At 69.5% G+C, this 25246-nt stretch carries 24 protein-coding genes and 2 tRNA genes; 13 read left to right on the forward strand and 13 right to left on the reverse strand.

The annotated features are described in order from the left end of the window. The coding region (locus tag BM314_RS25520; RefSeq protein WP_280142568.1) for a transketolase C-terminal domain-containing protein at nt 1-392 on the forward strand (392 nt) is incomplete at its 5' end. A 260-nt stretch (nt 393-652) separates the two neighbouring features. On the opposite strand, the gene BM314_RS25525 is transcribed toward BM314_RS25520, so the two are convergent. Both BM314_RS25525 and BM314_RS25530 read right to left on the reverse strand, forming a co-directional pair. Beyond that, nucleotides 653-1744, reverse strand: coding sequence for a tartrate dehydrogenase (locus tag BM314_RS25525; RefSeq protein ID WP_091981112.1), 1092 nt, complete (start codon nt 1742-1744; stop codon nt 653-655). Nucleotides 1745-1847: 103 nt separating this feature from the next. After that, nucleotides 1848-3779, reverse strand: a complete 1932-nt coding sequence (locus BM314_RS25530; RefSeq protein WP_244540036.1) for a chloride channel protein — start codon at nt 3777-3779, stop codon at nt 1848-1850. Nucleotides 3780-4000: 221 nt separating this feature from the next. Here BM314_RS25530 and BM314_RS25535 point away from each other — a divergent pair. From BM314_RS25535 to BM314_RS25565, 7 genes are all read left to right on the forward strand, one after another. Continuing rightward, nucleotides 4001-4077: transfer RNA gene (locus tag BM314_RS25535), tRNA-His, on the forward strand. Nucleotides 4078-4328: 251 nt separating this feature from the next. Continuing rightward, a complete protein-coding gene (locus BM314_RS25540) occupies nt 4329-4697 on the forward strand; it encodes a hypothetical protein (protein WP_091981114.1) in 369 nt (122 codons plus the stop codon). Nucleotides 4698-4821: 124 nt separating this feature from the next. Then, nucleotides 4822-5388, forward strand: a complete 567-nt coding sequence (gene hpt, locus BM314_RS25545; RefSeq protein ID WP_020094392.1) for a hypoxanthine phosphoribosyltransferase — start codon at nt 4822-4824, stop codon at nt 5386-5388. A gap of 163 nt (nt 5389-5551) precedes the next feature. After that, nucleotides 5552-5917 carry a response regulator gene (locus BM314_RS25550; protein ID WP_007567202.1) on the forward strand — a complete coding sequence of 122 codons (366 nt, stop codon included), beginning with the start codon at nt 5552-5554 and terminating at the stop codon, nt 5915-5917. Between the two features lie 104 nt (nt 5918-6021). Further along, on the forward strand, nt 6022-6351 hold the full coding sequence (locus BM314_RS25555; protein ID WP_091682827.1) for a hypothetical protein: 330 nt from the start codon (nt 6022-6024) through the stop codon (nt 6349-6351). Nucleotides 6352-6415: 64 nt separating this feature from the next. Next, complete coding sequence (locus BM314_RS25560) at nt 6416-6793, forward strand: hypothetical protein (RefSeq protein WP_091981117.1); 378 nt, start codon at nt 6416-6418, stop codon at nt 6791-6793. Nucleotides 6794-7143: 350 nt separating this feature from the next. After that, on the forward strand, nt 7144-7800 hold the full coding sequence (locus tag BM314_RS25565) for a class I SAM-dependent methyltransferase (protein WP_091981118.1): 657 nt from the start codon (nt 7144-7146) through the stop codon (nt 7798-7800). Between the two features lie 2467 nt (nt 7801-10267). Here BM314_RS25565 and BM314_RS25575 read toward each other — a convergent pair. Then, complete coding sequence (locus BM314_RS25575) at nt 10268-10519, reverse strand: hypothetical protein (protein WP_091981122.1); 252 nt, start codon at nt 10517-10519, stop codon at nt 10268-10270. Nucleotides 10520-10730: 211 nt separating this feature from the next. Between BM314_RS25575 and BM314_RS25580 the strand changes: the two genes are divergently transcribed. The 5 genes from BM314_RS25580 to BM314_RS25600 all read left to right on the forward strand — a co-directional run bounded on the left by BM314_RS25580 (nt 10731) and on the right by BM314_RS25600 (nt 14252). Further along, nucleotides 10731-10805, forward strand: a tRNA-Thr gene (locus tag BM314_RS25580). A gap of 282 nt (nt 10806-11087) precedes the next feature. After that, nucleotides 11088-12302, forward strand: a complete 1215-nt coding sequence (locus tag BM314_RS25585; protein WP_042671735.1) for an ABC transporter substrate-binding protein — start codon at nt 11088-11090, stop codon at nt 12300-12302. 17 nt (nt 12303-12319) lie between these two features. Then, nucleotides 12320-13078, forward strand: coding sequence for an SDR family oxidoreductase (locus tag BM314_RS25590; protein ID WP_091981125.1), 759 nt, complete (start codon nt 12320-12322; stop codon nt 13076-13078). A gap of 323 nt (nt 13079-13401) precedes the next feature. Continuing rightward, entirely contained in the window at nt 13402-13659 is a 258-nt protein-coding gene (locus BM314_RS25595) for a NepR family anti-sigma factor (protein ID WP_042671734.1), read from the forward strand. Continuing rightward, nucleotides 13656-14252: a sigma-70 family RNA polymerase sigma factor gene (locus BM314_RS25600; RefSeq protein ID WP_020094385.1), complete on the forward strand. Its 597-nt coding sequence runs from the start codon at nt 13656-13658 to the stop codon at nt 14250-14252. Before BM314_RS25595 ends, BM314_RS25600 begins: the two co-directional genes overlap by 4 nt. A gap of 32 nt (nt 14253-14284) precedes the next feature. On the opposite strand, the gene BM314_RS25605 is transcribed toward BM314_RS25600, so the two are convergent. From BM314_RS25605 to BM314_RS25650, 10 genes are all read right to left on the reverse strand, one after another. Beyond that, nucleotides 14285-14818 (reverse strand): isochorismatase family protein, encoded by a 534-nt coding sequence (locus tag BM314_RS25605; RefSeq protein WP_056529984.1) that lies wholly within the window; start codon nt 14816-14818, stop codon nt 14285-14287. Between the two features lie 303 nt (nt 14819-15121). Next, a complete protein-coding gene (locus BM314_RS25610; protein ID WP_091981127.1) occupies nt 15122-16027 on the reverse strand; it encodes a tetratricopeptide repeat protein in 906 nt (301 codons plus the stop codon). A gap of 347 nt (nt 16028-16374) precedes the next feature. Beyond that, nucleotides 16375-17391, reverse strand: a complete 1017-nt coding sequence (locus BM314_RS25615) for an asparaginase (RefSeq protein WP_091981130.1) — start codon at nt 17389-17391, stop codon at nt 16375-16377. Between the two features lie 119 nt (nt 17392-17510). Next, nucleotides 17511-18167 (reverse strand): hypothetical protein, encoded by a 657-nt coding sequence (locus tag BM314_RS25620; protein ID WP_091981132.1) that lies wholly within the window; start codon nt 18165-18167, stop codon nt 17511-17513. 170 nt (nt 18168-18337) lie between these two features. Beyond that, on the reverse strand, nt 18338-19201 hold the full coding sequence (locus BM314_RS25625; protein WP_020094379.1) for a CheR family methyltransferase: 864 nt from the start codon (nt 19199-19201) through the stop codon (nt 18338-18340). Beyond that, nucleotides 19198-20409, reverse strand: coding sequence for a chemotaxis-specific protein-glutamate methyltransferase CheB (cheB, locus tag BM314_RS25630; protein ID WP_020094378.1), 1212 nt, complete (start codon nt 20407-20409; stop codon nt 19198-19200). The genes BM314_RS25625 and cheB overlap by 4 nt, the downstream gene beginning before the upstream one ends. 58 nt (nt 20410-20467) lie before the next feature. Next, nucleotides 20468-20860: a response regulator gene (locus BM314_RS25635; protein WP_012320961.1), complete on the reverse strand. Its 393-nt coding sequence runs from the start codon at nt 20858-20860 to the stop codon at nt 20468-20470. 11 nt (nt 20861-20871) lie between these two features. Continuing rightward, on the reverse strand, nt 20872-21390 hold the full coding sequence (locus BM314_RS25640) for a chemotaxis protein CheW (RefSeq protein ID WP_056529997.1): 519 nt from the start codon (nt 21388-21390) through the stop codon (nt 20872-20874). 91 nt (nt 21391-21481) lie between these two features. Beyond that, nucleotides 21482-24238, reverse strand: coding sequence for a hybrid sensor histidine kinase/response regulator (locus BM314_RS25645; protein ID WP_091981134.1), 2757 nt, complete (start codon nt 24236-24238; stop codon nt 21482-21484). A gap of 104 nt (nt 24239-24342) precedes the next feature. Further along, nucleotides 24343-25053, reverse strand: a complete 711-nt coding sequence (locus BM314_RS25650; RefSeq protein WP_091981136.1) for a histidine phosphotransferase ChpT — start codon at nt 25051-25053, stop codon at nt 24343-24345. Nucleotides 25054-25246: the final 193 nt, after the last annotated feature.

A 25246-nucleotide genomic window follows, 5' to 3' on the forward strand; every position in this document is an offset into this window, starting at 1 on the left:
TGAAGGCGGCCGACACGCTGGCCGAGCAGGGCGTGGCGGTGACGGTGGCGGACGCGCGGTTCGCCAAGCCGCTGGACGAGGCGCTGATCCTGGATCTGGCGCGCGAGCACGAGGTGCTGATCACGATCGAGGAGGGCTCGCGGGGCGGGTTCGGCGCGATGGTGCTGCACCTGCTGGCGGAGCGGGGCGCTCTGGACGCGGGCGGGGTGCGGGTGCGGACGATGACGCTGCCGGACGCCTACCAGGACCACGACAGCCCGGAGAAGATGTACGCCGAGGCGGGCCTCGACGCCACGACCATCGTCAAGACCGCCCTCGACACCCTGCCGGCGGAGACCGGCAAGGCCGAGCCGGCGAGCAACGTGGTGAGCGTGCGCCGCCGCCCGCGCTGACGCCGCGGAGAACGGGGCCTCCCGCGCTCGTTCCGTTGGCTGTCGATGTGTTCGGACCTCCGCTCGTGATGACGGAGAGGGCATCTCAACGACAGCCTTGAGACGGAAACGGAATCCCACCTCATCCTGATGGGCGGAGCGCAGCGTAGCACTCGAAGGAGCCCTCCAGCGGTCTCACGATCCCTGGAGGGCTCCTTCGAGGCCCGCTGACGCGGGCACCTCAGGATGAGGGCCTGGAAGGGAGGCTCGGGGTGATTGCCCTACCCCAGCGCCTGCTCCACCGCCTTGCCGCAGGTCTGCGTGTCGGCGTTGCCGCCGAGGTCGCGGGTGCGCAGCGTCCGCTCGGACAGCACCCGCTCGATCCCGCCGACGATCTCGGCCGCCGCCGCGTGCTCGCCGAGATGCTCCAGCATCATCGCCCCCGACCAGATCTGGCCGATCGGGTTGGCGATCCCCTGGCCGGCGATGTCCGGCGCCGAGCCGTGAACCGGCTCGAACACCGACGGGTGCACCCGTTCCGGGTTGATGTTGCCGGAGGGCGCGATGCCGATCGTGCCCGCGCAGGCGGGCCCGAGATCCGACAGGATGTCGCCGAACAGGTTGGAGGCCACCACCACGTCGAACCGGTCCGGGTTCAGGACGAAATGCGCGGTCAGGATGTCGATGTGGTACTGGTCCCACCGGACGTCCGGGTAGGCCTCGGCCACCGCCTTCACCCGCTCGTCCCAGTACGGCATGGTGATCGAGATGCCGTTCGACTTCGTGGCCGAGGTCAGGTGCTTCTTCGGGCGCTTCTGGGCCAGCTCGAAGGCGAACCGGAGAATCCGGTCCGTCCCGTGCCGGGTCATGATCGTCTCCTGCAGGGCGAACTCCCGGTCGGTGCCGGCGAACATCCGGCCGCCCGCGTTCGAGTACTCGCCCTCGGTGTTCTCCCGGACCACCCAGAAGTCGATGTCGCCGGGCTTGCGGTCGGCGAGCGGGCACTTCACCCCCGGCATCAGCCGCACCGGGCGCAGGTTCGCGTACTGGTCGAATTCCCGTCGGAACAGGATCAGCGAGCCCCAGAGCGAGATGTGGTCGGGCACGCGCTCGGGCATGCCGACGGCACCGAAATAGATCGCGTCGTGGGTCTCGATCCGCGCCTTCCAGTCCTCCGGCATCATCCGGCCGTGCTGCTCGTAATAGTCGCAGCTGGCGAAATCGAACCAGTCGAGCTGGAGGCCGAAGCCGTGCCGCTTGGCCGCCTGCTCCAGCACGCGCACGCCCTCCGGCACCACCTCCTTGCCGATGCCGTCGCCGGGGATCACCGCGATGCGGTAGCGACGCTGCTGGCTGTTTTCTGGGGCGGCCATGAATCCTCCACGCGTTCCGAAGTGCGGGCCTCCGCGGGGCCCGGGTCGTCGGCGTCAGGTGATTGGTCCGCGCCGGTGTCGGGTCAACACCCCGGCCTGACAATCAGTCGGTTTCGCCCGCCATCGCCCGGCGCTGGCGGTCGAGCTCCTCGCTGTAGCGCTTGAGGGTGTGGCTCTCGGTGAGCAGGCCCAGCACCTTCCGGCTCTCGGCGCTCTCGACGACCGCGAGCGCCTCGCTCTCGGTCCGGTCGAAGGCGGCCGCGGCGTCCTTGGCGTTCATGCCTGGCGTCAGGAAATCGTCCGCGTGCAGGAGCAGGTCGGCGAGGACCGGCTGCGCGTCGGCGCCGGAATCCCGGGCGGCCGCGTGCGTTTCGGGCACGTTCAGGATGCCGGCGTAGCGCCCCGACCCGTCCACGGCGATCACCCGGGAGGGCGAGCCGAGGGGATGGGCGCGCAGGAAGGTGGGCAGCGGCGTGTCCAGGGCCACGGTGCCGGGATTGCGGCGCATCAGCCGGCCGACGGTGAGCGAGCGGATCCAGCCGACGTCGTGGGGGCTGCGGATGCTCTCGCCGCGCAGGTGGAAGCGCCACGTGGCGAAGGAGTAGCCGAAGGTCTTGCGCACGGTGAGGGAGGACGCGATCACCGCTGCCAGCACGACGCCGGTGATCGGCAGGCTGCCGGTGACCTCCAGGGCCAGGAACGTCATGGTGAGCGGGCCGCCGATGACCGCTACCGCTAGGGCGCTCATGCCGATGACCGCGTAGGCGAGCGGCGTCAGGCCGAAATCCGCCAGCGGCGGCACCAGCACGGGGGCGAGGGCGGCGAACAGCTTGCCGGCGATGGCCCCGAGGAACAGCGACGCGAAGAACAGGCCGCCGCGGAAGCCCGAGCCGATCGAGATCGCCGAGGCCGTGGCCTTGGCGGCGAACAGCCCGGCCAGGACGGCGATCCCGTGCCCCTGCCCCTCGGCGGCGAAGTGCATGTGCAGGGCGCCGTGGCCGCCCGAGAGCACCTGCGGCGTCGCGAGCAGCGCCAGCGCGCCGACGCACAGCCCCCCGAAGGCGGGCGCCGCCACCCGCGGCACGCCGGAGGCCTGGACGAGGCGCTCGACCAGCGTGACCCCGCGCATGATCAGGATCCCGAGGCCCGCGCAGAACAGCCCGAGGGCGAGGCTCGGCAGGATCTCGAGGCTGGTGACGTGCGAGGTCGTGACCGCCTGCATGTCGCCGAGATCGACGAGCGGCTGCGCCTCGATCAGGGCGCGCGAGATCAGGTTGCCGCACAGCGCCGCGACGACCACGGGCGTCAGCGTGGCGATCGAGTAGGTGCCGATGATCAACTCGAAGGCGTAGAACGCGCCGGCGAGCGGCGCCCCGAAGCCGGCCGCGATCGCCCCGGCCGCGCCGCAGCCGACCAGGGTGCGCAGGTCGCTGCGCCGCACTTCGAAGGCGATGCCCAGGCGCGAGGCGAGGCCTGAGGCGATCTGTGTGTAGCCGGCTTCCAGCCCCACCGAGGCGCCGGACCCGTTCGAGATGACGTTCTGGAGCGCGAGGTAGAGGCTGTCGCGCAGGGACATGCGGCCGCCGTGCAGGGCGTTGGCCTCGATCGGGTCGATGGCCGGGCGCTTGCGCGGGCCGCGGACGTAGTTGGCGGCGACGATCAGCAGGCCGAGGACGGCGCCGCCGAGGCACGGGCCCACGAGCAGGAGCGCCGGCGGCACGGCGTCGACGGCGCTGAGGCGCGCGCCCGCGGGCAGCTGGTAGAGATGCTCGCGCAGGGTCTGGGTGATCCAGGTCATGGCGGACACCGCCACGCCGGCGACGCAGCCCACCAGGGTCGCGAGGGCGACGAGGCCGCCCTCGCTCCGTCGGACGAGGCTGCGGAGCCGCCCGGGGGCCTGGACGAGCCCGATCCCGGTCCAGCGCCGACGGGGCCTCCGCGCCGGCCTGACGGGCCGCCGGGCCGGGACGTCGGCCGATCCGTCGCCGGGCGCCCTGCCCCCGCCGGCGGCGCCCGATGGCTGTCGCGCGCTCACGGTCCGCCCCCTCGCCTCCGGTCCGCCCGATCGGCGGGGCCGACGCGTCGGCCCCGCCGCCGCAGTTACAGCCGGGGCCGAGCCCGTTGCAAACGGGCGGTGCTGCGGGAGCGCGGCCGGCCCCGGCGCGGGGGGCTCGGACGGCGCTGTCCACGAAGTCCAAATCCCGTGCACGCATCGCCTTGAAAACTGCCGCGGCCCACGATACACCCCGCGCCAGTGCCGCCGTAGCTCAGTTGGTTAGAGCACCAGATTGTGGATCTGGGGGTCCCCCGTTCGAGCCGGGGCGGTGGTACCATCCATTCAGCTCGACAGCGCGAGGGGTTGGCGGATCGCCAGCCCCTTTTGCTTGTGCGCGGATGGCGCCGCGCCGGATCAGGGCCGGCCCGAACCCCGACCCGATCGGAGTCGACGGGACCGGTCCTCGCGCCGGAGCCGGCCTCTACACAGGCGGCAGCTCCAATGCTCACGCACGTTATAGAATCGCCAAATTTGCTCGCATACCGTCCCGTTTGGGAGAAGACTATTTTCGTTAGCGTGAAGACTGCCATGAAGAGCACGACACAGCAGGATCAGCTCGAGATCGTGAGCGACCTCGCGGCCTCGCTCGCCGACCGGATGCTGATGGAGCGCCTGACACAGGGGAAGCTGCCCCTCGCGAACGCGAGTCGCCTCTGGACAGCCTCGCTGCTCCTGGAAGAGCACGCGCAGCCCATCCCGCGCATCGTGACGGACGTCCTCGAGCAGGTCCGGCACGTCGAACCAGACGACCCGGACGACGACGCGGTCGACGGGGACGACGCCGACGGGACCTATGCGGGGCCGGACCTGGCCGCGGCGCGGCGACCGGCCCGGCCGGCGCGCCGGCGCGGGCTCACCCGCTTGCTCCGACCGTTCCGGCAGGCGGCCGAAGGCTGACCCGCGTCGACGGCGCCGGACCATCTGGCGGATCCGGAGTTCCCCGCGCGCGCCCGGGACGCTAAGACCGTTCCCGAGCGTGGCGGCGGGCGCCGCCGCGCCAACGGGCTTCGGGACACGAGAGATGAGCATCCCTGAACGGCGCGTCCGCACCCTGTTCGACGAGGCGGCCATCGCCAAGCGCAACGACGAGCTCGCCCGCGAGATCCTCGCAGCGCGGCCCGAGAACCTCCTCGTCGTGGCGGTGCTCAAGGGCAGCTTCATGTTCGCGGCCGACCTGCTCCGGTCGCTGCACCGGGTGGGTCTCGCCCCGCAGGTCGAGTTCGTGCACCTGTCGAGCTACCGCACCGGGACGGTCTCCAGCGGGCAGGTCGAGATCCTGCGCGACGTGCAGAGCGAGGTGCGCGGGCGGGACGTGCTGCTCGTGGACGACATCCTGGAATCCGGCCGGACCGTCGTCTTCGCCAAGGACCTGCTGATGGCCCGCGGCGCCCGGCGCGTCCTCACCGCGGTGCTGCTGGAGAAGCCCGGCAAGCGCGCCGTGACGATCGACGCGGATTTCGTCGGCTTCACCTGCCCCGACGTGTTCGTCGTCGGCTACGGGATGGACGCCGCCCACGCCTTCCGTCAGTTGCCCTTCGTGGGCGTGGTCGATTACGGGGACGGCGCCCCGGACCTGTTCGACGCCTGACCGTGCCCGCGGCGCGGCATTTTCGCCGCGCGCCGCGACCTGCGGGACAATTCAGCCTGCGACGACTTGACAGACGGAGAATTCGTCTGCGTTTGTCGATATTTGAGCGTGCGCGGCGTCGCGACGCGGCGCGCGCGGATTTCGGGGACGATTACGGGACCACATGGCGCGCATCCTCCTGGTGGATGACGAAGAGACCGTCCGGGGCTTCCTGAAGCGGGGGCTCGAGATCGACGGGCACGCGGTCGTCACGGCCAACGACGGCAGCGACGGGCTCGACCGCCTCAACGAGGCCGACGGCGGCTTCGACCTGATGCTCACCGATATCCGCATGCCGCTCATGGACGGCATCGCGCTGGCCCTCGCCGCCAAGCGCGATTTCCCCGACCTGACCATCCTGCTGATGACCGGCTTCGCCGATCAGCGCGAGCGCGCGCGCGGGCTCGACGCCATCGTCACCGACGTGCTGACCAAGCCCTTCTCCCTGGCGGATCTGCGCGCCACGGTGAGGCGTGCGCTCGCCGCCTGAGCCGGGCGAGACCGGTTCAGAAGAACTTAAACATTGCTCTTAGGTTGAGCTTCACGAAAGCATGGCATCTTCGGTCCGACTGATCAGACCGAGCACGGAACGCCATGTATCGCCGGGACCGGGACATCGACGCGGCGGCGTACCAGGCGGACCGCTACGGCTGGGAGCCGGACGACACGGACTGGGACGACGACCGCGACGCGCGGCGGCCGCGCAGAGGCGTCGTCGGCCGGCTCTTCTCTCCGACGAAGCTCGCCCTCCTCGCGGTGCCGGCCGGGCTGTTCCTGTACGGCAGCTTCGCGGATTGCAGCGCCCGCCCGGCGGCGGGCTGGCTCGGTCTTGTCGGGGCCGGGGCCTGCGCCCGTACCGAGATGCTCGGCAACGTCCTGTCGATCCAGGACAACCTCGCGCTCCTGAAGCGGCTCATCGACTGAGCGCCCGCTCAAGGCCCTTCCGCGCTCCGCCGATCCGCTCCGAACCGACCTCCGCGAGGCCGCCATGTCCACCCGCCCGCTCCTCCCGGCCTCGTCCGGCCGCGCCTCCGACGCCCTCGAGGAGGCCCAGTTCCGCGCTCGCATGGCGCGGGTCGGCCCGGACGGCGCGCACCGCACCCCGCGCCGGAACCGGGCGCCCGAGCGGCGTCGCGGCTTCCGGCTCGGCTGGAAGGGCTGGCTCGTCGTCGACTGCCTGGTCGTGCTGCTGGTCGTGGCGGGCGTGGTGGCGTGGCCGCCGGTCCAGTCCTGCCGCAACCAGGACCAGACGGTCGGGTTCTACGCCGGCGATTCCGTCGGCAAATGCATCCGGCGCGGCATCGCTGACCGCCTCGACACCGCCGACCAGCGCCTGAAGAGCCTGATCCGCAGCTCGGGCCATTGAGGGCCGGCCGCGCAGATCCTGGCGCGGCTCGGATTGAGCGGCGCTTATACGCCGTTTCTGCGAACCGAGTATCTGTCTCGCGCGCCCCGCCACCTTCCGTTCTCAACGCCCCCCACGCGGTGGCGGCGGGTCTGAACCGGTACGCCTGTGCCGACTAGCGAAACTATTGATAAGATTTCACATCCAACGCTCGAAATGTTCCAGGGCGCCCATACGTTGGTGCCGCATTACACCAATGGACGAGTGCTCATGCCCGAATATCGAAATCCGGGCCTAGCTGCTCTCTCGACGGAGACTACGTTGTCAAAACTGAGTTGAATCGAACGCCATATTCCTGGCTGCTCGAACGCATGGAGCGCAAGAGCCGGCACTTCAGAACGTTCGCCGACGACATGAAGCAATTCGCCGATTTCTCGAACGTCGCTGACCGCGACCCCGACGGCCGGACACCGTTCCTGCCGAACGGCTACTTCAACTACGGCGACGCATTGGCCCTGACGACTGTCCTCGCCACACGCAAGCCGGCCCGGTATGTCGAGGTCGGAGGCGGCAACAGTACGAAATTCGCTCGCCGCGCAATCGGCAAGTACAAGCTCGACACCAAGATCGAGTGCCTCGACCCCAATCCGCGCTCAAGCGTCCGCGACATTGCGGATAAGTGGATTTCTAACGGCCTTCTCGATGTTGACCCGTCCTACTTTCAATCGCTGAAGGATGGCGATGTGCTGATGCTAGATGGCAGCCATTTCCTGTTCCATGGCGCCGACACGACGCATTTCTTCCTGCGAATCTACCCGCTTCTCCGGCCTGGCGTGATCGTGCATGTGCACGACATCCATCTGCCATATAAGTATCCTGAGATTTGCGACACGCTGTTTTCGAACGAGCAATACATTCTCGCCATGATATTTTACTATAAGCCTGCGTCCGAAATTATCACTCCGATCAAGTACATGCATCGTGAGGGCATGTGCGACGAGGGTGCCAGCTTCTGGTTCGAGGTCTAGCGGGATCCGCACCGGGAATCGCCATCGCTTCTGACACATTGGCAACCGCTCGGCATACGCATGGCGGTGAACGAAATGACGGGCAGGGAATATGTGAGCATACGGCATTTCGCGCGCATCCGACGGCGAACGGACTTCGCGTTGATGCGATCATCGGAGGCCTTCTACGCTTCTATACGAACGCGCGGAGTACCGGACGATGCCTGGGCTGACCTGGCGGCCTGCCGGTCCGGGCGAGCCCTCCCTCGGAGGCCAGGCCACCCCGACCGGATCGGCGGCGGCCGCGCCGTGGCGCTGATCCACGGCAACAGCCCCTGCTGCTCGCGCGAGCGGCGCCCTCGACGAACTTCACCCTCGACGGGGATACGTTGGGGCGGACCAACCCTGCCCCCGCAGATGGGGATCGACCCGGTCGACGAGAGCTTTCCGACCTGTCGGACGCGGCATTGGGCTCGAAGGTCGAGCGCGCGCAACACCCGCACGCCACGGTGCGGGCCTGGACCGAGGTCCCGACCTCCATCGGTCTCGGCCCGACCAAGCCCCGCTTAAGGGGTGCCGGTGCGCGGGGCGGGTCAGTCGGCACGACTGGAACACCAAGTTGTCGATTCGTACGCAGCGGGACACGACGCAGGTGAGCAATCTGCCGGTGACTGACGCGTGAGCGGTCGTATCACCGACCACGTGCCGCCGACTCCGGCTCAGGCGCGCATTGCCGATTGTTAGCCATAGGCCTCCGACCGAGCCAGCGCGTGCAGCGAGCGAGGCGCGCGCACGGCAGTGGATCCCGGTACGCTCTGCAATATCGATGGCCGTCGAGGAATTTGGGCATCAAGCCTTCTCGAAGCCCACACATGTTAGCCATTCGGATATGGTGATACGTTCAATAGCGTAATCTTCTTTATAATTTCAAAATTTCCCATTCAGAGGTACGATCCGGATTAAGATATCAATCCCGGCTTCCGGGAGGGACGGAAACGATGACTCTGAGTCAACGCCTCTTTCTGACGAAAGGGCGGCCATCCGGCTTCGATTATATGCGAATTGGTCTCGCCGCAATGATAGTTTTGTGGCACACTGTGATAGTTTCTTATGGCATAGAAGCTCAAAGATGGCTCATTTTGGGACCGTCGCGGCCATTATGGGCCATGATACTTCCCATGTTTTTCGCACTGAGTGGATTCCTCGTTTCCGGAAGTCTAGAACGCTCTCGAACGATCGTCGGGTTCTTGGGACTTCGACTAATTCGCATCTTCCCTGCGCTGGCAGTGGAGTCGACAATAGCAATGATGATCATTGGAGCGCTGTTCACGTATTACCCGCTCCCAAAGTATTTTACGGATCCGGGCTTTTGGTCATATACTTTGAACATGATAGGCGTCGTTCGGTATTATCTCCCCGGTGTCTTTACTGATAACCCAACTACGCAGGTGAACGCGCAATTATGGACACTTCCTTACGAATTGTATTGCTACATATTGATATCTGTATTTTATATAATCGGCTTCTACAGATCGGAAAAACTGATTTTGTTCGGCTGCCTGGTGATGCAAGTCTTAGTCATGATCACCATTTATACGCGAACGCAGGTTGACGAAGGGACTGTTCGCGGCCCTGTGCTTGTCTTATCCTTTCTGTACGGCGCGTACCTCTATCGGGTCAGAGATCGAGTTCCATATAGCGCCCCGATTTTCTTCGCATGCGCCATTGCCATGGTTGGATTTCTTTATCTTCCAATCTTCAATGCCCTCTCCGCACTTCCTGCCGCCTATGTGACTATCTATTTGGGGATGCGGAATCCGACACGGTCCGCAATTGTGTCAAGCGGAGATTATTCATATGGCATTTTCTTGTATGGATTTCCGATACAACAGGCAGTGTCTGCAGTTTTTCCGGATCTTCGGCAGTGGTGGATTAATTTTCTAATTTCGACCCCGATAATAATTTCGGTTGCCTATTTTTCATGGCATTGCATTGAGAAAAGAGCACTCTCCCTTCGGGGTCCGTTGATGAAATTCGAAAGCTGGTGCATGTCTTATTGCGGAAAACTACTCCATACATGTAAAAACAGTATCGCATTCGACCTGAAGAGCAGATAGGTATCTCGTCAATTTAGATGTATGCTGCACACGGGAAGCAACAGGAATATCAAAAACTGAATTCAGTATCGACCGCACATTCTAGATATCTGGATCCTGTCCTCTCAGGACGATCCCTCCCAGCGAAGCCGCTACAAGTCGCGAGCGGTTTCGTCGTCGACCCCGCTACCCGGGTGCGATCAAGATGCACGTGCACGCCTTGCCAACAGGTCTCCGCCTGCGGCGATCGGTTGGGGAGGCGATCACCCATTCGATGATCTGGCAGGCGACCCTACCACTGACGCCGCTTCCCTGCGCGAAGCCGCTCAACCGCTCCATTACGCGTTCGACAGTCGCCGCTCGGGCGGCACCGGGATCTATCACGCTCACCCCTATATCGAGTGCCCCAGCAGGATCGCGGTCCGAACCATGTTGCGCTTTCGAGCCGGCTTGTGGGCGGCGCGCGCAACGGCCGCACGAGTGTTCTGTCGAATGGTCGCGGTGATGTCACGGCGCCGATCCTTCGGAAGCGGGTAGGTCCTGCCGGCGCGGTCGGCCAGCACCGCGACAACCACGGCGCGGATCGCCCGATCGGTAACCTCGCGGTCTCGCGCAGCTCGGCGAGTCGAGGGTTCCTTGGCCATTCACTCCCAAACCGTGGACTTTGCCATGAACTGTGCCGCCTCCCACATCGCTCGGGCGCTGGCCTTCTTCGGCCCACTCCAAAGGGTCGCGCGCATGCACGATGAACGGAACGTGCCGAGATGTGTGCCTTGACGAAGCCCCCCCAAACGTAGTCAAAAGCGCCTCTGACGCACCGAAACCGCCAATTTTCTCAATGGTTTCAGAGCGCGAGCCGGTGTAGCACAGCGGTAGTGCAGCGGTTTTGTAAACCGAAGGTCGGGGGTTCGATCCCCTCCGCCGGCACCACGACATTCGATCGCCGAGGCCGGGCCTCGCGCCCGTGGGGCGTGACCGTCGTCCGGCACAGCGCGTCGGCTGAGGCCGCGCCACCGCGCCGATCCCGATGTCGCGACGGGCCGGTCTCGGGTGGGAGTTCCGGCCCAATTCCGTCGGCACCGCCGCCGCGACACATCCGGCGCCGGCCTGTCTCACCGCTCCCGGGTCCGGTCGCGGACCGCTGCTTGACGCTGGGATGCCAGCGTGCCCTCCTGGCCGAAAGACAGAAATTGCCGCGGAGGACGGTCTGCCATGGCGTCGATCCGGAGTTGCGTGCTCTCGGTCGCGATCGGCTTCGCCGCGCTCGCCGGGCCGGCCGTTGCCGAGCCGATCCGCGTCAAGGTCGGCGTCCTCAACGACATGTCGGGCGTCTACGCCGATACCGGCGGCAAGGGCTCCGTCGTCGCCGCGCAGATGGCGGTCGAGGATTTCGCCAAGACCGAGCCGGGCGTGCAGGTCGAGATCGTCTCGGCCGACCACCAGAACAAACCCGATATCGGCGCCGCCGTCGCCCGCCAGTGGTACGACCGCGACGGCGTGGACGCGATCCTCGACGTGCCGACCTCCTCGGTTGCGCTGGCGGTGAGTCAGGTCACCCGCGAGAAGAACAAGGTCTTCATCGACTCGGGGGCCGGCACCACGGAGCTGACCGGCAAGCAGTGCTCGCCGAACACGATCCAGTGGACCTACGACACCTACGCCCTGGCGCACGGCACGGCCGGCGCCATGCTCAAGCGCGGCGGCGACACGTGGTATTTCCTCACCGCCGACTACGCCTTCGGGCTCTCCCTCCAGAATGAGGCGAAGGCCGTGATCGATACGGGCGGCGGGCGCGTATTGGGCGCCGCGCGGGTCCCGTTCCCCGCCACGGACTTCTCTTCGTTCCTGCTGCAGGCGCAGGCCTCGGGCGCGAAGGTTGTGGGTCTGGCCAACGCGGGCGGCGACACGGTCAACGCGGTCAAGCAGGCGCACGAGTTCGGGCTGACCGACGGCGGCCAGAAGCTCGCCGCCCTGCTGATCTACGCCGTCGACGTCCACGCGATCGGCCTGCAGACCGCGCAGGGCCTCGTGCTGACGGAGTCGTTCTACTGGGATCTCAACCCGGAGACCCGGGCCTTCTCGGAGCGCTTCTACCCGCGCAACGGCAACAGCATGCCGACGATGAACCACGCGGGCGTCTATGCCGGGCTCCTGCACTACCTGAAGGCCGTGGCGGCGACGAAGTCGACGGACCCGCAGAAGACCATGGCCTGGATGAAGGCCAACCCGACCGACGACCCGCTGTTCGGCAAGGGTGTGGTCCGGGCGGACGGGCGCAAGATCCACCCGATGTACCTGTTCGAGGTGAAGGCGCCGTCCGAGTCGAAGGGCCCGTGGGACCTCTACAAGGTGCTGGAGACGATCCCCGCCGAGCAGGCCTTCCGCCCCCTCGCCGAGGGCGGCTGCCCGCTCGTCGCCAAGCCGTAGGGCGGGAGCCGAACGCCATGATTCGCGCGCTCGAAGGGCAGGCCGCCTGGGTGACGGGGGCCGGATCCGGGATCGGGCAGGCGGCCGCCGTGGCGCTGGCGCGGGCCGGCACGCGGGTCGCGCTCACCGGACGGGGTCAGGAGGCCCTCGCGCGCACCGCGGAGATGGTCCGCGCGGCGGGCGGCGAGGCGCTGGTCGCCCCGGCCGACATGGGCGTGGCCGACGACGTGCAGCGCGCCTGGGAGGCGGTTCACGCCGCGTGGCGGCGCTGCGACCTGCTGGTGAACGCGGCGGGCCTCAACGTGCCGCGGCGCGGCTGGAGCGAGATCACGCCGGCCGGCATCGACGCCGTGGTCGGCGTCAATCTCAACGGCCCCTTCTACGCGGCGCGGGCGGTGCTGCCGACCATGCGGGCGCAGCGGAGCGGCCTGATCATCCACGTCTCCTCCTGGGCCGGCCGCTACGTCTCCAAGCTGACGGGACCGGCCTATTCCGCCGCCAAGCACGGGCTCGTGGCGCTCTCGGAGAGCCTGAACCAAGAGGAGTGCGGGCACGGCATCCGGTCCTGCTGCATCTGCCCCGGCGAGGTCGCGACGCCCCTCCTCGACAAGCGGCCAGTCCCGGTCACCGCGGAGGATCGCGGGCGCATGCTCCAGCCGGAGGATCTCGCCGAGACGATCCTGTTCGTCGCCCGCCTGCCGGCCTCCGTCTGCGTCAACGAGATCCTGATCAGCCCGACCTGGAACCGCGGCTATCTCGAGGGCGTGAAGCTCTGAGCGGGGCCGTCGCGGCGCGCTTGGCCGGGGGCGCGGTGCGCTCATCCCGCGTTCAGGCACGGAGGACGAGTGTCGCCACGGCCAAGCTGAACACAAGTATTTCTGAATTGTATCTGAGATTTTATGGACTAAATTCGGCGCAAGCTGGGCTATTTCAAGATTAAAATTGGATGAATGCGGGGTTCAGAACCGATTAAATCCGTCGCGCCTACCAGCGCTGCCGGAAGGCGATGAGACGCGTCTTCGCCGAACCGATGGGGACAACGGTCCGGCGGACCGCCGGGCCCCTCGGGGCCCCATCGCGCACGACCGGGGGCGCGACCATGTCAGGGACCGAGGACGATCCAGGGATTCCGGGCTCCGCCGGCGCGGCGGACCCGGCCGGACCGGGCGCCGCGGCCGCATCACGCCCGGTGCCGGTCGGCGGACCCGGCCGGCCGATCGACGACGGCGCGCGGGACCGGATCGGGCGCGGCCTGCGCCTGCACTACGCGGGCGTCCTGGCCCTGCCGATCCCGGACCGGCTCCGGACGCTGCTCGACGAGCTCGCCGCACACTCCGACACGGAGGCCTCGCGATGACCCTGATGCTGCAAGCCGCCCCCGCGGGGAGCGGATCCGGTCCGGCCCCCCGGGGCGCCGACGCGGAGATGCGCGACCTCCTGCTGGGGGCGATCCCGGCGCTGCGGGCCTTCGCGTTCTCGCTGACCTACGACCTCGACCGCTCGGACGACCTCGTGCAGGACACGCTCGTGCGCGCCTGGGTCAACGCCGCAAGCTTCCGCCGCGGGACCAACCTGACCGCGTGGCTGTTCACGATCCTGCGGAACCTGTTCTACTCGGAGCAGCGCAAGCGCAAGCGCGAGGTGGAGGACGCCGACGGCCTCCATGCCGGGCGCCTGACCGCCCTCCCCGAGCAGGAGATCCGGATGGAGATGGCGCAATTCCAGAGCGCGCTGAACCGGCTGCCGCCGGCCCAGCGCGAGGCGCTGGTCCTGGTCGGCGCCCAGAGCTTCACCTACGAGGAGGCCGCGGCCATCTGCGGCGTCGCGGTGGGCACGATCAAGAGCCGGGTCAGCCGCGCCCGGACCCGCCTGATCGAGGTGCTGGGCATGACCGGCACCGACGACATCGGACCCGACCCGCAGACCCGCGCGGCCCTCGACGGCTCCTGAGGCGCGCGCCGCGGCGAGGACCGCCGCGGCGCCTACTTGATGAGCCTGACGACGTCGCGGAACCGCCTGTGCCGCGCCGTGCCGAGCCACTCGAACGCCACCATCTCGGTCGTGACGATCTCGGCGCCGTGGGCCGCCATCCGGGCGAGCGCGGCCTCCCGGTTCTCGATCCGCCGCGAGCCCACGGCGTCGGCCACCACGGCGACGCGGCGGCCGGACTCGCGCAGCCCGAGAACCGTCTGCAGCACGCAGACATGCGCCTCGCAGCCGCTGACCACGAGGTCGCGATCCGCGGGCAGGCGCTCGAGGAAGCCGGGCGTCCGGGTCGCGCCGAAGCTCATCTTCGCGAAGGCCGTCCCGGGCTCGGGCGCCAGGGCCGGCACGGTCGGCCCGAGGCCGCCGGCATTCTGCTCGGTGACCAGGACCGGGACGTCGAGCAGCTGCGCGGCGGCGAGGAGGCGGCCCGCATTGGCGACGACCCCGTCCCCTTCCGCGATCGTCGGCATCAGCCGGACCTGAACGTCGATGACGAGGAGGAGCGAGCGGGCGGGGTCGATCAGCGGCATCGATGTCTGGTCCCTGCGGACGGGTCGCGTCGGAGACGGAGGAGGCCATCCTGGCCCCATCCGAGCCGTATCCTCGCCCCATCCGGTCCGGTGGGGACCGCGCCCGCTGGCATGACACGTGCGCGCCCCGACCGCGACCCCGCCCAAGAGCCGCTCCCGATCGTTTTGCGACGGTTGGGAAGGGCGGCAACTCCGGTCCCGGCAGCCGCGCCAGGGCCCCTCTCCCTCGCGGAAGAGGGCAGCGGTGCCTCGTTCGGCACGGGCCCGGCGATCACCTCCGTCCCGAACCGACAGGGAACGGCTCTAGCGGAGCGCGATGTCGCCGGGGACGTTCGCGGCCGCGGCGCCGCCGGCGGCCTTCTCGAACCACCGCCGGGCGGCCTCGAAATCCTGCTTCACCCCGCGACCGTTGACGTAGAGGAAACCGAGATTGTTCATCGCCTCCGCGTGGCCGGCGGCGGCCGCCTTCTCGAACCAGCGGCGGGCCGCGGCGGCGTCCGTCTTCACGCCCTGGCCGTTCAGGTAGAGGCTGCCGAGGTTGTTCATCGCGTCCACGTTGCCGCCGGCGACCGCCCGCTCGAACCAGCGGCGGGCCGCGGCGGCGTCCCGCTTCACGCCCTGACCGTTGAGGTGCAGGCTGCCGAGGGCGTTCATCGCGTCAACGTTGCCGGCGGCGGCGGCCTTCCCGAACCAGGACGCGGCCGCGCCGTAATCCTGCCCGACGCCCTGACCGTTGGCGTAGAGTAAGCCGAGATTGTACAGGGCCGACGCGGCACCGGCGGCCGCCGCCTTCTCGTACCAACTGCGCGCGGTGGCGTAGTCCTGCGTCACGCCCTGGCCGGCATCGTAGAGGCTGCCGAGGTTGTTCATGGCCTCGGCGTTGCCCGCCAGGGCGGCCTTCTCGAACCACGCGGCCGCGGCGGCGTAGTCCTGCTTCACGCCCTGGCCGTTGTAGTACAGGCTGCCGAGGTTGAGCATGGCGTCGACGTCACCGCCGGCGGCCGACTTCTCGAACCAGCGTCCGGCCGCACCGAAATCCTGCTTCACGCCCTGGCCGTTGATGTAGAGGATTCCGAGATTGTACATCGCGGCGGCGCTGCCGCTGACGGCCGTCGTCGTGGAGAGGCTCCCGGCGGTCTCCGCCTGTGCGCCCAGCCCGGACAGGACCGAGAGCGCCAGAGACATGGAGACGATGGATGTCGCGCGCATGGCCGTGAATCCCTGTGCGGGCACGCGAACCGTCATGCCCTGCGCGGAAGCCGATCCCGAGCATCTTCCGCAATGCTGAAGGCGTGTTCCCGAACCTTCTTCGTCCGCTGACAGTCTTCCGGGCGAAAAACCCTTCGGCTGGACTGCACCGGACTGATCCTTGACCTATCCGGGCTCGGCGGGACTTTCTGGACCAAATCGCACATGCGGCCCGCATGGCCGGCCGACATCGCCGGCGCGCGCCACGGGCCGCGACAGGGTTCGCGCGCGGCGGGGACCGTGCGGGACCGGCCGGAAGGAGGCGTTGAGGGCTCGGCGGGGCGGGCGACCGGCCCCGGGACGCGTCGCTAGTAGGTCGCGAACAGCCGCGCCACCGCCTCGGGCTCCGCCGTGACGGTCAGCGCCAGGGCGAGCAGGATCCGGGCCTTCTGCGGGGTGAGGTTGTCGGCGCTGAGGATGCCGCGGCTGCGCAGCCGGGTGGTGAGCGGGACCACGCCGCTGCCGGCCCGGGTCGACATCACCACCACGATCCCGGCGGCGGCCGCCGCCTCCAGGGCCTCGGCCTCGGCGGGCGGGGTCATGCCCGGCGCGAGACCGGCCGCGACGAGGCCGCGCGCGCCCGCGGCCAGGAAGGCCCGGACCGCGGTGCCGTCGGCGTCGGCGTACCCGTAGGCGACGTCGACCCGCGGCAGCGCCGGCAGGGTCCGGATGTCGAAGGGCGTGCCCGGCGCGTGCGCCCGCTCGGAGCGGCGGTAGTAGCGGACGGACTCGCCGTCGACGTGGCCGAGCACGCCGAAATCCGGGGTCCGGAAGGTCTGGAGCCGGGCCACCGAGGTCTTGGTCACCTCGCGGGCGGCCTGGATCTCGTCGTTGAGCACCACCAGCACGCCGCGCCCGCGGGAGGCGGGCGCCGCGGCCGTGCGCACGGCCGCCACGAGGTTCAGCTTGGCGTCGGTGGAGAGGGCGCTCATCGGCCGCTGCGAGCCGACCAGCACCACCGGCAGATCCACCGTCAGGGTGAGGCTGAGGGCGTAGGCGGTCTCCTCCAGCGTGGCGGTCCCGTGCCCGATGACGATGCCGGCGAGGTCCGGGTGCTCGGACGCGAGGCGCTCGCACAGCCGGACGAGGTCGCGCCACTCGGCGAACCCGATCGCCGGGCTCGGGACCGCCCGGAACGGCACCGGCACCACCGCGGCGACTGTCGCGAGTTCCGGAACCGCGTCCAGGATCGCGCCGGCCTCGAGACGCCGGTCGGTGGCGGTGTAGTCGAGGATGTCGAGGGCATCGCGGCCGAGGGACGAGATCGTCCCGCCTGTGCCGATGAACGCGACCTTGGGCAATCCGGTCCCCGCTCCTGCCGCCATGCCGTCTCTCCCGTGCCTGTCCGACGCTGTGATGCCGCGTCGCGCGGCCGGGGTCGACCCCGGCCGCGCGCAGGCGGGCGATGCACCGGGCGGGAGGCCCGCCGGGCGCGTCCCCGGCCTCAGCTGCGGAAGTCGAGGAGGAGCGCCGAGACGGCGCCGCTGTTGGCGGTGCCGCTCGCCCCGTAGCCGACGCGGCCCGACTGGCCGCTCTGGAGCTGCTGGATGAAGGTGGATAGCAGGTCGTTCGTCGTGCGCGCCGCGTCGGTGGTCGAGGTCGAAGTCGAGGTCGAGGCCGACGCGGAGACCGACGCCCCGCTCCCGGCGCTGCCCGCAGCGTCCGTCGGCGCCGGGCCGGGCGGGGGCCCCGGCGGCGGGCCGTCCGGGCCGGCGACGTCGCCAGTCCCGTCGCCGGTGGCGTCCGCGCTCTGGGTGCTCCGGCCGTGGCTGGCGAACAGGTTCTTCAGCTCCGTGGCTTGGTCGGCGGTGAGGCTGCCGCTGCTGACCTGATCGGCGATCAGGCCGTCGATCCGGTCCTTCATCGAGGACGGGTCGAGCCCGGACCGGCTCGTCGCGCTGGTCGAGGCAGCGCTGGTCGACGACAGGCTCCTATCGATGCTGCTCAGGGCGCCCGCGAGGGCCGTCGCGTCGGTGCTGCTGATCGTGCCGGCCGACAGCGCGCTGCTGATCGTGTCGGATATCCGGGTCTGGGGCGACGCAGGCGGCGACCATCGCTGCGCGGCGAGCTGTGCTGTCGCGGTGGACGAGACGGTACTCATGGGAGGCTCGGGTCACGGATGAGCCGGATTCGCCCGGCGGCGGGTCCGTGTGCAAATTACCCACGCGGTTCTTAAGGCCGCGTTTCCGGGATCGCCTGGATTCCCGTCGCGCTGGCGGACTCGGGGACGGCCCGGAGCCGGGGCGCGACCGGGGATCCCGGTCGCGCCGCTCAGAGGCTCGCGGCCATGCGCAGCGGCGGCGCCTCGGCCGGACGCGCCGCGGCCTCGGCGTGGCCGTAGAGGCCGCGGTGCTTCGGGTTCGGCGAGAGCCGGTCGGTCAGGCCGATCACCGTCTCGGCGGCGCCGAGCAGGAGCGCGCCCTCCGGGGCGAGCTGCGCCGCGAGCCGCGCCAGGACGTCGGACTTGGTCGGCGCGTCGAAGTAGATCAGCACGTTGCGGCAGTAGATCACGTCGAACTGGCCCAGCGAGGCGAAGCTGTGCAGCAGGTTGAGCTGGCGGTAATCGACCATGCTGCGCAGGCTCTGGGCGATCTGCCACTGCTCGCCGACCTGGGTGAAGTACTTGATCAGCCACTGCACCGGCAGGCCGCGCTGGACCTCGAAATGGCTGTACAGCCCGAGCTTGGCCTTCTCGATCACCTCGGTGGACAGGTCGGTGGCGACGATCTCCACCTGCCAGCCGGCGAGCCGCGGCGCCGCCTCCTGGAGGAGCATGGCCAGCGAGTACGGCTCCTGCCCGGTCGAGGCCGCCGCGCACCAGATCCGCAGCCGGCGGCGGCCGGCATTGCGCGCCAGCACGTCCGGCAGGAGCGTGTCGCGGAACAGGTCGAAGGGGATCCGGTCGCGGAAGAAGAAGGTCTCGTTCGTGGTCATGGCCTCGACCACGGCCCGCTCGATCGTGCTGTTCTGGGCGAGCTTGAGGGCGCCGATCAGGTCGCCGAGGCTGGCGAGGCCGAAGCGGCGGCAGACCGGGGTCAGCCGGCTCTCCACGAGGTAGCGTTTCTCCGGCGTCAGCGCGAGGCCGGAGCGCTGCTTCAGGAAGGTGCGCAGGAATTCGAACTCGAGCTCGGTCATGCCGGCTGCCCCGTGATCAGGGCGCGCAGCGCCGTCGCGAGTTCGGGCAACGGCAGCACGGCCTCGGCGAGCCCGGCCCGCGCGACGCTGCCCGGCATGCCCCAGACCGTGCTGGTGGCCTCGTCCTGGGCGAGGACCGGGCCGCCGGCCTCGGTGAGCGCCCGGGCGCCGTTGGTCCCGTCCGAGCCCATGCCGGTGAGGATCACGGTCGCGGTGGCGGCGCCGAACACCACCGCCGCGTCCTTGAACAGGACGTCGACCGCGGGGCGGCAGAAATTCACCGGGGGGCCGTCGGTGAGCTTGATGATCGGGCCGCCGGCCCCGCCGGCCAGCCCCATGTGGCGGCCGCCCGGGGCGACGTAGATGCGGCCCGGCTCGACCCGCTCCTCGGCCTTGCCCTCCGCCGCCGGGAGCCCGGTGCGGGTGGCCAGATGCTCGGCGAAGACCGCCGTGAAGATCGGCGGCATGTGCTGGACGATCAGGACCGGCAGGCGCCGCAGGGCGGCCGCGCCGATGCCCTCCAGCATCTCGCCCACGGCCCGCGGGCCGCCCGTGGAGGAGCCGATCAGCAGGGCGCGGGGCTGGGTCCGGTTGCGGACCTTGGGCCGGAGCGTGAAGGGAGTCGCGGGGCGCGCCGCGGCGGCCGGCGCCGGATGCACCGCGGCCGGTGCGGCCGCCGGCGCGGCGTGGTACCCGGGCGCGTGGCCGGCGGGCGCGGCGGCCGGGCGCCGGCCACGCGCGCGGGCGGAGCCGAACACGCGGACGCGCTCGATCAGCTCGACCCGGAACGTGTCCGAGGTGGTGACGCCGCGGCTGCTCTCCGGCTTGGCGATGTAGTCCACCGCGCCGAGGGCGAGGCATTTCAGCGAGATATCGGCGTTGCGCGTCGTCAGCGTCGACATCATCACGACCTGCACGCTCGGGCTCATGGCGAGCATGCGCGGCAGCGCGGTCGTGCCGTCGAGTTCCGGCATCTCGATGTCGAGCAGGACCACGTCCGGGTCGTGCTTGGCCATCAGCTCCAGGGCGATCCGGCCGTTGGAAGCCGTGCCGACGAGCTCGAATCCGGCCTCGCCGATCCAGCGGGCCACGAGGCCGCGCACCACGGCCGAGTCGTCGGCCACGAGCACACGGATCGCCGTGGCCGATGAGGTCGTGCTCTGGGTTGGCGGCGTGCGCAGCGGGGCGACCGCGGGACTCAGGGCCATGATGATTGCCTCGGGTGCAGGGTCGCGGGGCTCGGGCCGCGGGTCAGGGAGCGGGCGATCAGGCCGCGTCGGCGACGAGACCGACCTGTTCGAGCTTGGCCGTCAGGATGTCGCGGTCGAAGGGCTTCATGATGTACTCGTCGGCCCCCGCCCGGAGGGCGCGGGCGATCGCCCCGACGTCGTTCTCGGTGGTGCAGAACAGGACCTTCGGCGCGCCCCCGCCCTCGCTCTGGCGCAGGGCCTGAAGGAACGCGTAGCCGTCCATGTTCGGCATGTTCCAGTCGAGCAGGATGGCGTCGGGCATGCTGGCCGCGCAGGCCTCGAGGGCGGCGCTGCCGTCCTCGGCCTCGCTGACATTCATGCCGAGATCCTCGATGATCCGCCGGGCGACCTTCCGGATCACCGCGGAATCGTCCACCACCAGGCAGGTGGTCTCGTGGGGCGCCTTCATCGACCTCTCCCTCAAGCCGCCTTGGCGCCGGCGGGCGTGAAGCCGAGGAGCGCGTCCACGTCGAGGATCACCAGGAGCCGGCCGTCGAGGCGGTGGACGCAGGTGGCGAGGTCGCGGAAGCGCGGATCCAGGTTGATCGGCACCGCCTCGCGGCTGTCGGCGCCGAGCTTGAGCACCTCGCCGACGCCGTCGACCACCAGCGCGAAGGTCTCGCCGGCCTGCTCCAGACCGATCGCCATCTTCGGGCTGGCCTTGCTGCCGTCCGCCTCGGCCTCCGCGTCCGGCAGGCCCAGGCGCCGGCGCAGGCTCATGGCCGTCACGACCCGGCCGCGCAGGTTCAGCAGGCCGACGATCTCGGCCGGCGCCAGGGGAACCGGCGTCACGCCCGACGGGACGAAGACGTCGTGGACCCGCTCGATCGCCAGGCCGAACAGCGTCTCGCCGACGAAGACCGTGACGAAGTCGTCGGTGGCGCCGGTCTCGGCGCCGTTGGTGGGGGCGCCGCTGGTGTTGGCGTTGGCAGCCTGCATCGGAACTCTCCGGATTCGTTCGTCGCGATCGTCGCGATCGGCTTGTGGCGATCGGCCTGGGTCGATCGCCCGGGGCGGGCGGCGCGGCGGCTCAGGCGGCTTTCGACACCGTGGCGGCGCCGATCTCGGCCAGCGCCGAGATCAGGCCGCTGCGGTCGAACTTCGCCACGAGGTCGCTGATCGCCAGCGCCCGCGCCTTCTCCACCGCGTCGGCGCCGATCGCGCCGGTGAGGCCGATCACCGGGAGCCCGGCGAGGCGCGGCTCGGCCCGCCGCATGGCGGCGACGAGGTCGAAGCCGCTGCGGCCCGGCATCTCCAGGTCGGTGACCACCACCTCGATCTGCGGATCGGACTGGAGGGTCGACAGGGCCGTCTCGGCGCTCGACGCCGTGACCACCTGGTAGCCCGCGGCCTTCAGCACCGGGCTCAGCATGTCGCGGAAGAAGGCCGAGTCGTCGACCAGCAGGACCGTGGAGATCTGCTCGGGCCGCTTCAGGCCGCGCGCCCAGTCGTCGTAGGCCAGCGGCAGGAAGTGGGCGATGTTGATGATGTCGGTCGCCCGGCCCCGCAGCACCGCCGAGCCGATCAGGTCCGACCGGTCGGCCGCGATCTCGATGTCGAGGCGCTCCTCGACGATGTCGACGATCTCGTCGACCACGAGACCCATGGCGCGCTCGCCGTCGGAGAACACCACCAGGGCCTGCGTCCCCTCCGACTTGATGGTGATCGCCGCGTCGGCCGGGACCAGGGGCATCAGGCGCCCGCGGTACTGGATCAGCGCGCGGCCGCCGAGCCACTCGACCTTGGCGCACTCGATCTCCTCGAGACGGGTGACCAGCGACAGCGGCACCGCCTTGAAGCTGCCCTGGCCGCCCTTGAACACCAGGAGCGTGGTCTTGGTGTCGGCCATCTCGACCGCCTCGTCGGCGTCGGCGTCGATGTGGCCGCCGCTGCCCTGGACGCCCTGCGCTACCTGACGGGCCACGCCGTTCGGATCGACGATCAGCACCACGGCGCCGTCGCCGAGGATCGTGTTGCCGGCAAACATTGGGATGTGCCGCAGCTTCACCGACATCGGCTTCACGACGATCTCCTCCGTGTGGAAGACCTCGTCGACGAGGATGCCGAAGCGCTCGCGCCCGACCTGGGCGACCACCACGAAGCCGGCCTGGTCCGTCTCCGCGCCCGGGCTCGTCTGGCCGAGCAGGCCGGTGAGCGAGACGATCGGCAGCAGCCGCTCGCGCAGGCGCAGCACCGGCGCGCCGTTGATGTGCTCGACCCGCTGCGCCCCGGCATCGACCCGGACCAGCTCCAGCACCGCCACCTGCGGCAGGGCGAAGCGGTGCTCGCCGGCCCGGACGATCAGGGCGGCCACGATCGCCAGCGTCAGCGGGATCTTGATGGTGAAGGTGGTGCCGCGACCCGCCGTGGTGGCGATGTCGATCAGGCCGCCGATGGTCTCGATGTTGGTCTTGACCACGTCCATGCCGACGCCGCGGCCCGAGACCGAGGTCACCGCCGCCGCCGTCGAGAAGCCGGCGTGGAAGATGAACTTGGCGACCTGCGCGTCGGTCATCCGCTCGATATCGGCCTGGGAGGCGAGGCCGCGCTCCGCCGCCTTCTTGCGGATGGCCGCGAGGTTCAGGCCCTTGCCATCGTCGGCGATCTCGATCGTGATCGTGCCGCCCTCGTGGTAGGCGGCGAGGCGGATCGTTCCGCGGGCGGGCTTGCCCGCCGCCACGCGCTCGGCGGTCGATTCGAGGCCGTGATCCGCCGAGTTGCGGACCATGTGGGTCAGCGGGTCCTTGATGACCTCGAGGACCTGGCGGTCGAGCTCGGTCTCGTTGCCGACCATCACGAGGTCGATCTGCTTGCCGAGTTCGGCCGAGAGGTCGCGCACCACGCGCGGCAGCTTCTGCCACGCGTTGCCGATCGGCTGCATGCGCGTCTTCATGACGCCTTCCTGCAGCTCGGCGGTGACGTGCGACAGGCGCTGCAGCGGAACCTTGTAGCTCGAATCCTCGTGCCGGCGGGCGATCTCGAGGAGCTGGTTGCGGGTCAGCACCAGCTCGGAGACCATCGTCATCAGGTGTTCGAGCGTGTCGACGTTCACCCGGATGGTCTGGTTCTTGGCGGCGGCGGTCGTCTCGCCCTCGGCGCCCTCGACCTTCTCGGCGCGCGCCGGCTCGGCCTTCTCGGTCTTCTCGGCCTCGACGGGCTCGGGCTTCTTCTCGGCCTTGGGCGCCGCGCTGACGGCGGGCGCGGGCGCCGGGGCGACGGCGGCCGCGGGGGCGGGCATCGCGGCCACGGGGGCCGGCGGCGGGAGGAAGTCCGATTCGTCCGGACCGGGAGCGGCCAGGAAGGCGGCCTCCAGGTCGTCCAGGGAGACCTCGCCGGGCTTCAGCTCGCGGACCACCGGATCGGGCAGGACCGGCTCGGGCGGCGGCGGCGGGGCGGCGGCCTCCGGCTCCGGCGAGCCCTCGGCCATGCGCTCCAGGGCGGAGATGAGGTCGTCGTCCGAGCCCGCGGGCTCCGTGCCGGTGGCCTCCAGATCGGCCAGGATCGCCTTCAGCCGGTCCAGCGTCAGCAGGATCAGGGTGACGGAATCCGACGTGGCGGGCAGCCCGTCACGGAAGCGACCCATCAAGGTCTCGGCGGCGTGCGCCAGAGCTTCCAGCCGCGGGAGTCCGAGGAACCCGCAGGTTCCCTTGATCGTGTGCACGAGTCGGAAAATGTTCCGCAGAATAGTCTCGTTGTTCGGATCCTGTTCGAATCGAACCAATTCTGCATCGACCGTGTCGAGATGCTCCCCGCTCTCGGTCAGAAACTCGCGAAGCAGGTCGTCCATAGGCGCTACTCGTTACGCGGAGAAGGTCTCGCGCAACCTACTTACTCGCGCGGGGTTAGGGAAGCGTTTCCATCCCGGCCCCGCGCGGCACCTTTTTCAGAGTTTCACGCCAGCGCCGTGTCCGAAGCTTCTCCATCGGAGTCTTCGGACGCGTCGATCACTGCGGGCGTGGCGGTGATAGTCACTTCATCGCCCTCGATGGCGAAGCGGACATCCATGGCGGCGGCCCGGGCCACGAGGCCCGCGTAGAACGGCAGGATGCCGTGGGCGTCGACGGTGCCGCTCTCGGGGCTGCCGGCCATCAGCTCCTCGACGTGGGGCGGGATGCGGGCGTGCGAGCCCTTGGCCTTCAGCACCAGCGTGGGCGCCTCGCCGTCGCCGGAGACGACGACGTCGATCAGGCCGCCCCGGGGAATCGCCGAGGTGGCGACCATCACGAGATTGAGCAGGAGCTTGACCTTGTTCTTCGGGAACAGGGCCTGCGGGGCGCTCCAAGTCAGCTTGGTCTTGTCGTCGGAGAACATGCCCTTGGCCACGCTCTCGGCGTCGGCGAGGTCGATCGAGGCGCCGGCCGAGCCGGCGGCCCCGAAGGCGATGCGGGCGAATTTCAGCCGCGCCGAGGCCTGACGGGCGCTCTTCCCGATCAGCTCCAGGGCGAAGGTCCGCATCGATTCGTCCTGGTCGTCCTCCAGGACCTCGAGCCCGTTCACGATCGCGCCGACGGGGCTGATCACGTCGTGGCAGACGCGGGAGCAGAGCAGGGCGGCGAGGTCGAGGCCGTCGAGAGTCAGGGTGGGCGAGGTCGGGGAGGACATGGTGCGCTCCGGGCGGGCGGATCTGAGGTGCGGACGTCTGCGGGCCGGGGCCCCGATTGGGGCTGCCGGTTCCCGGCCGCCCGGTTCTCGGTCGCCCGGTCCTCGGCCGCCCCTGCGGCGATCGAGTCGCCCGAAGGGATCCCGCGCGGCCCGCGGGCCGGACCGGGGGCGACGACCGGTCCGCACGGATAGA

It is taken from the genome of Methylobacterium sp. 13MFTsu3.1M2, from assembly GCF_900112625.1.
Lineage (GTDB): Bacteria > Pseudomonadota > Alphaproteobacteria > Rhizobiales > Beijerinckiaceae > Methylobacterium.

Coding starts and splice junctions, on each gene's coding strand:
- BM314_RS25590 (WP_091981125.1), top strand. CDS start 12,320: ATGATTCGCGCGCTCGAAGGGCAGGCCGCCTGGGTGACGGGGGCCGGA.
- BM314_RS25560 (WP_091981117.1), top strand. CDS start 6,416: ATGTCCACCCGCCCGCTCCTCCCGGCCTCGTCCGGCCGCGCCTCCGAC.
- BM314_RS25525 (WP_091981112.1), bottom strand. CDS start 1,744: ATGGCCGCCCCAGAAAACAGCCAGCAGCGTCGCTACCGCATCGCGGTG.
- BM314_RS25555 (WP_091682827.1), top strand. CDS start 6,022: ATGTATCGCCGGGACCGGGACATCGACGCGGCGGCGTACCAGGCGGAC.
- BM314_RS25565 (WP_091981118.1), top strand. CDS start 7,144: ATGGAGCGCAAGAGCCGGCACTTCAGAACGTTCGCCGACGACATGAAG.
- BM314_RS25650 (WP_091981136.1), bottom strand. CDS start 25,053: ATGTCCTCCCCGACCTCGCCCACCCTGACTCTCGACGGCCTCGACCTC.
- BM314_RS25605 (WP_056529984.1), bottom strand. CDS start 14,818: ATGCCGCTGATCGACCCCGCCCGCTCGCTCCTCCTCGTCATCGACGTT.
- BM314_RS25595 (WP_042671734.1), top strand. CDS start 13,402: ATGTCAGGGACCGAGGACGATCCAGGGATTCCGGGCTCCGCCGGCGCG.
- BM314_RS25625 (WP_020094379.1), bottom strand. CDS start 19,201: ATGACCGAGCTCGAGTTCGAATTCCTGCGCACCTTCCTGAAGCAGCGC.
- hpt (WP_020094392.1), top strand. CDS start 4,822: ATGAGCATCCCTGAACGGCGCGTCCGCACCCTGTTCGACGAGGCGGCC.
- BM314_RS25585 (WP_042671735.1), top strand. CDS start 11,088: ATGGCGTCGATCCGGAGTTGCGTGCTCTCGGTCGCGATCGGCTTCGCC.
- BM314_RS25620 (WP_091981132.1), bottom strand. CDS start 18,167: ATGAGTACCGTCTCGTCCACCGCGACAGCACAGCTCGCCGCGCAGCGA.
- BM314_RS25600 (WP_020094385.1), top strand. CDS start 13,656: ATGACCCTGATGCTGCAAGCCGCCCCCGCGGGGAGCGGATCCGGTCCG.
- BM314_RS25540 (WP_091981114.1), top strand. CDS start 4,329: ATGAAGAGCACGACACAGCAGGATCAGCTCGAGATCGTGAGCGACCTC.
- BM314_RS25615 (WP_091981130.1), bottom strand. CDS start 17,391: ATGGCGGCAGGAGCGGGGACCGGATTGCCCAAGGTCGCGTTCATCGGC.
- BM314_RS25635 (WP_012320961.1), bottom strand. CDS start 20,860: ATGAAGGCGCCCCACGAGACCACCTGCCTGGTGGTGGACGATTCCGCG.
- BM314_RS25610 (WP_091981127.1), bottom strand. CDS start 16,027: ATGCGCGCGACATCCATCGTCTCCATGTCTCTGGCGCTCTCGGTCCTG.
- cheB (WP_020094378.1), bottom strand. CDS start 20,409: ATGGCCCTGAGTCCCGCGGTCGCCCCGCTGCGCACGCCGCCAACCCAG.
- BM314_RS25550 (WP_007567202.1), top strand. CDS start 5,552: ATGGCGCGCATCCTCCTGGTGGATGACGAAGAGACCGTCCGGGGCTTC.
- BM314_RS25645 (WP_091981134.1), bottom strand. CDS start 24,238: ATGGACGACCTGCTTCGCGAGTTTCTGACCGAGAGCGGGGAGCATCTC.
- BM314_RS25640 (WP_056529997.1), bottom strand. CDS start 21,390: ATGCAGGCTGCCAACGCCAACACCAGCGGCGCCCCCACCAACGGCGCC.
- BM314_RS25575 (WP_091981122.1), bottom strand. CDS start 10,519: ATGGCCAAGGAACCCTCGACTCGCCGAGCTGCGCGAGACCGCGAGGTT.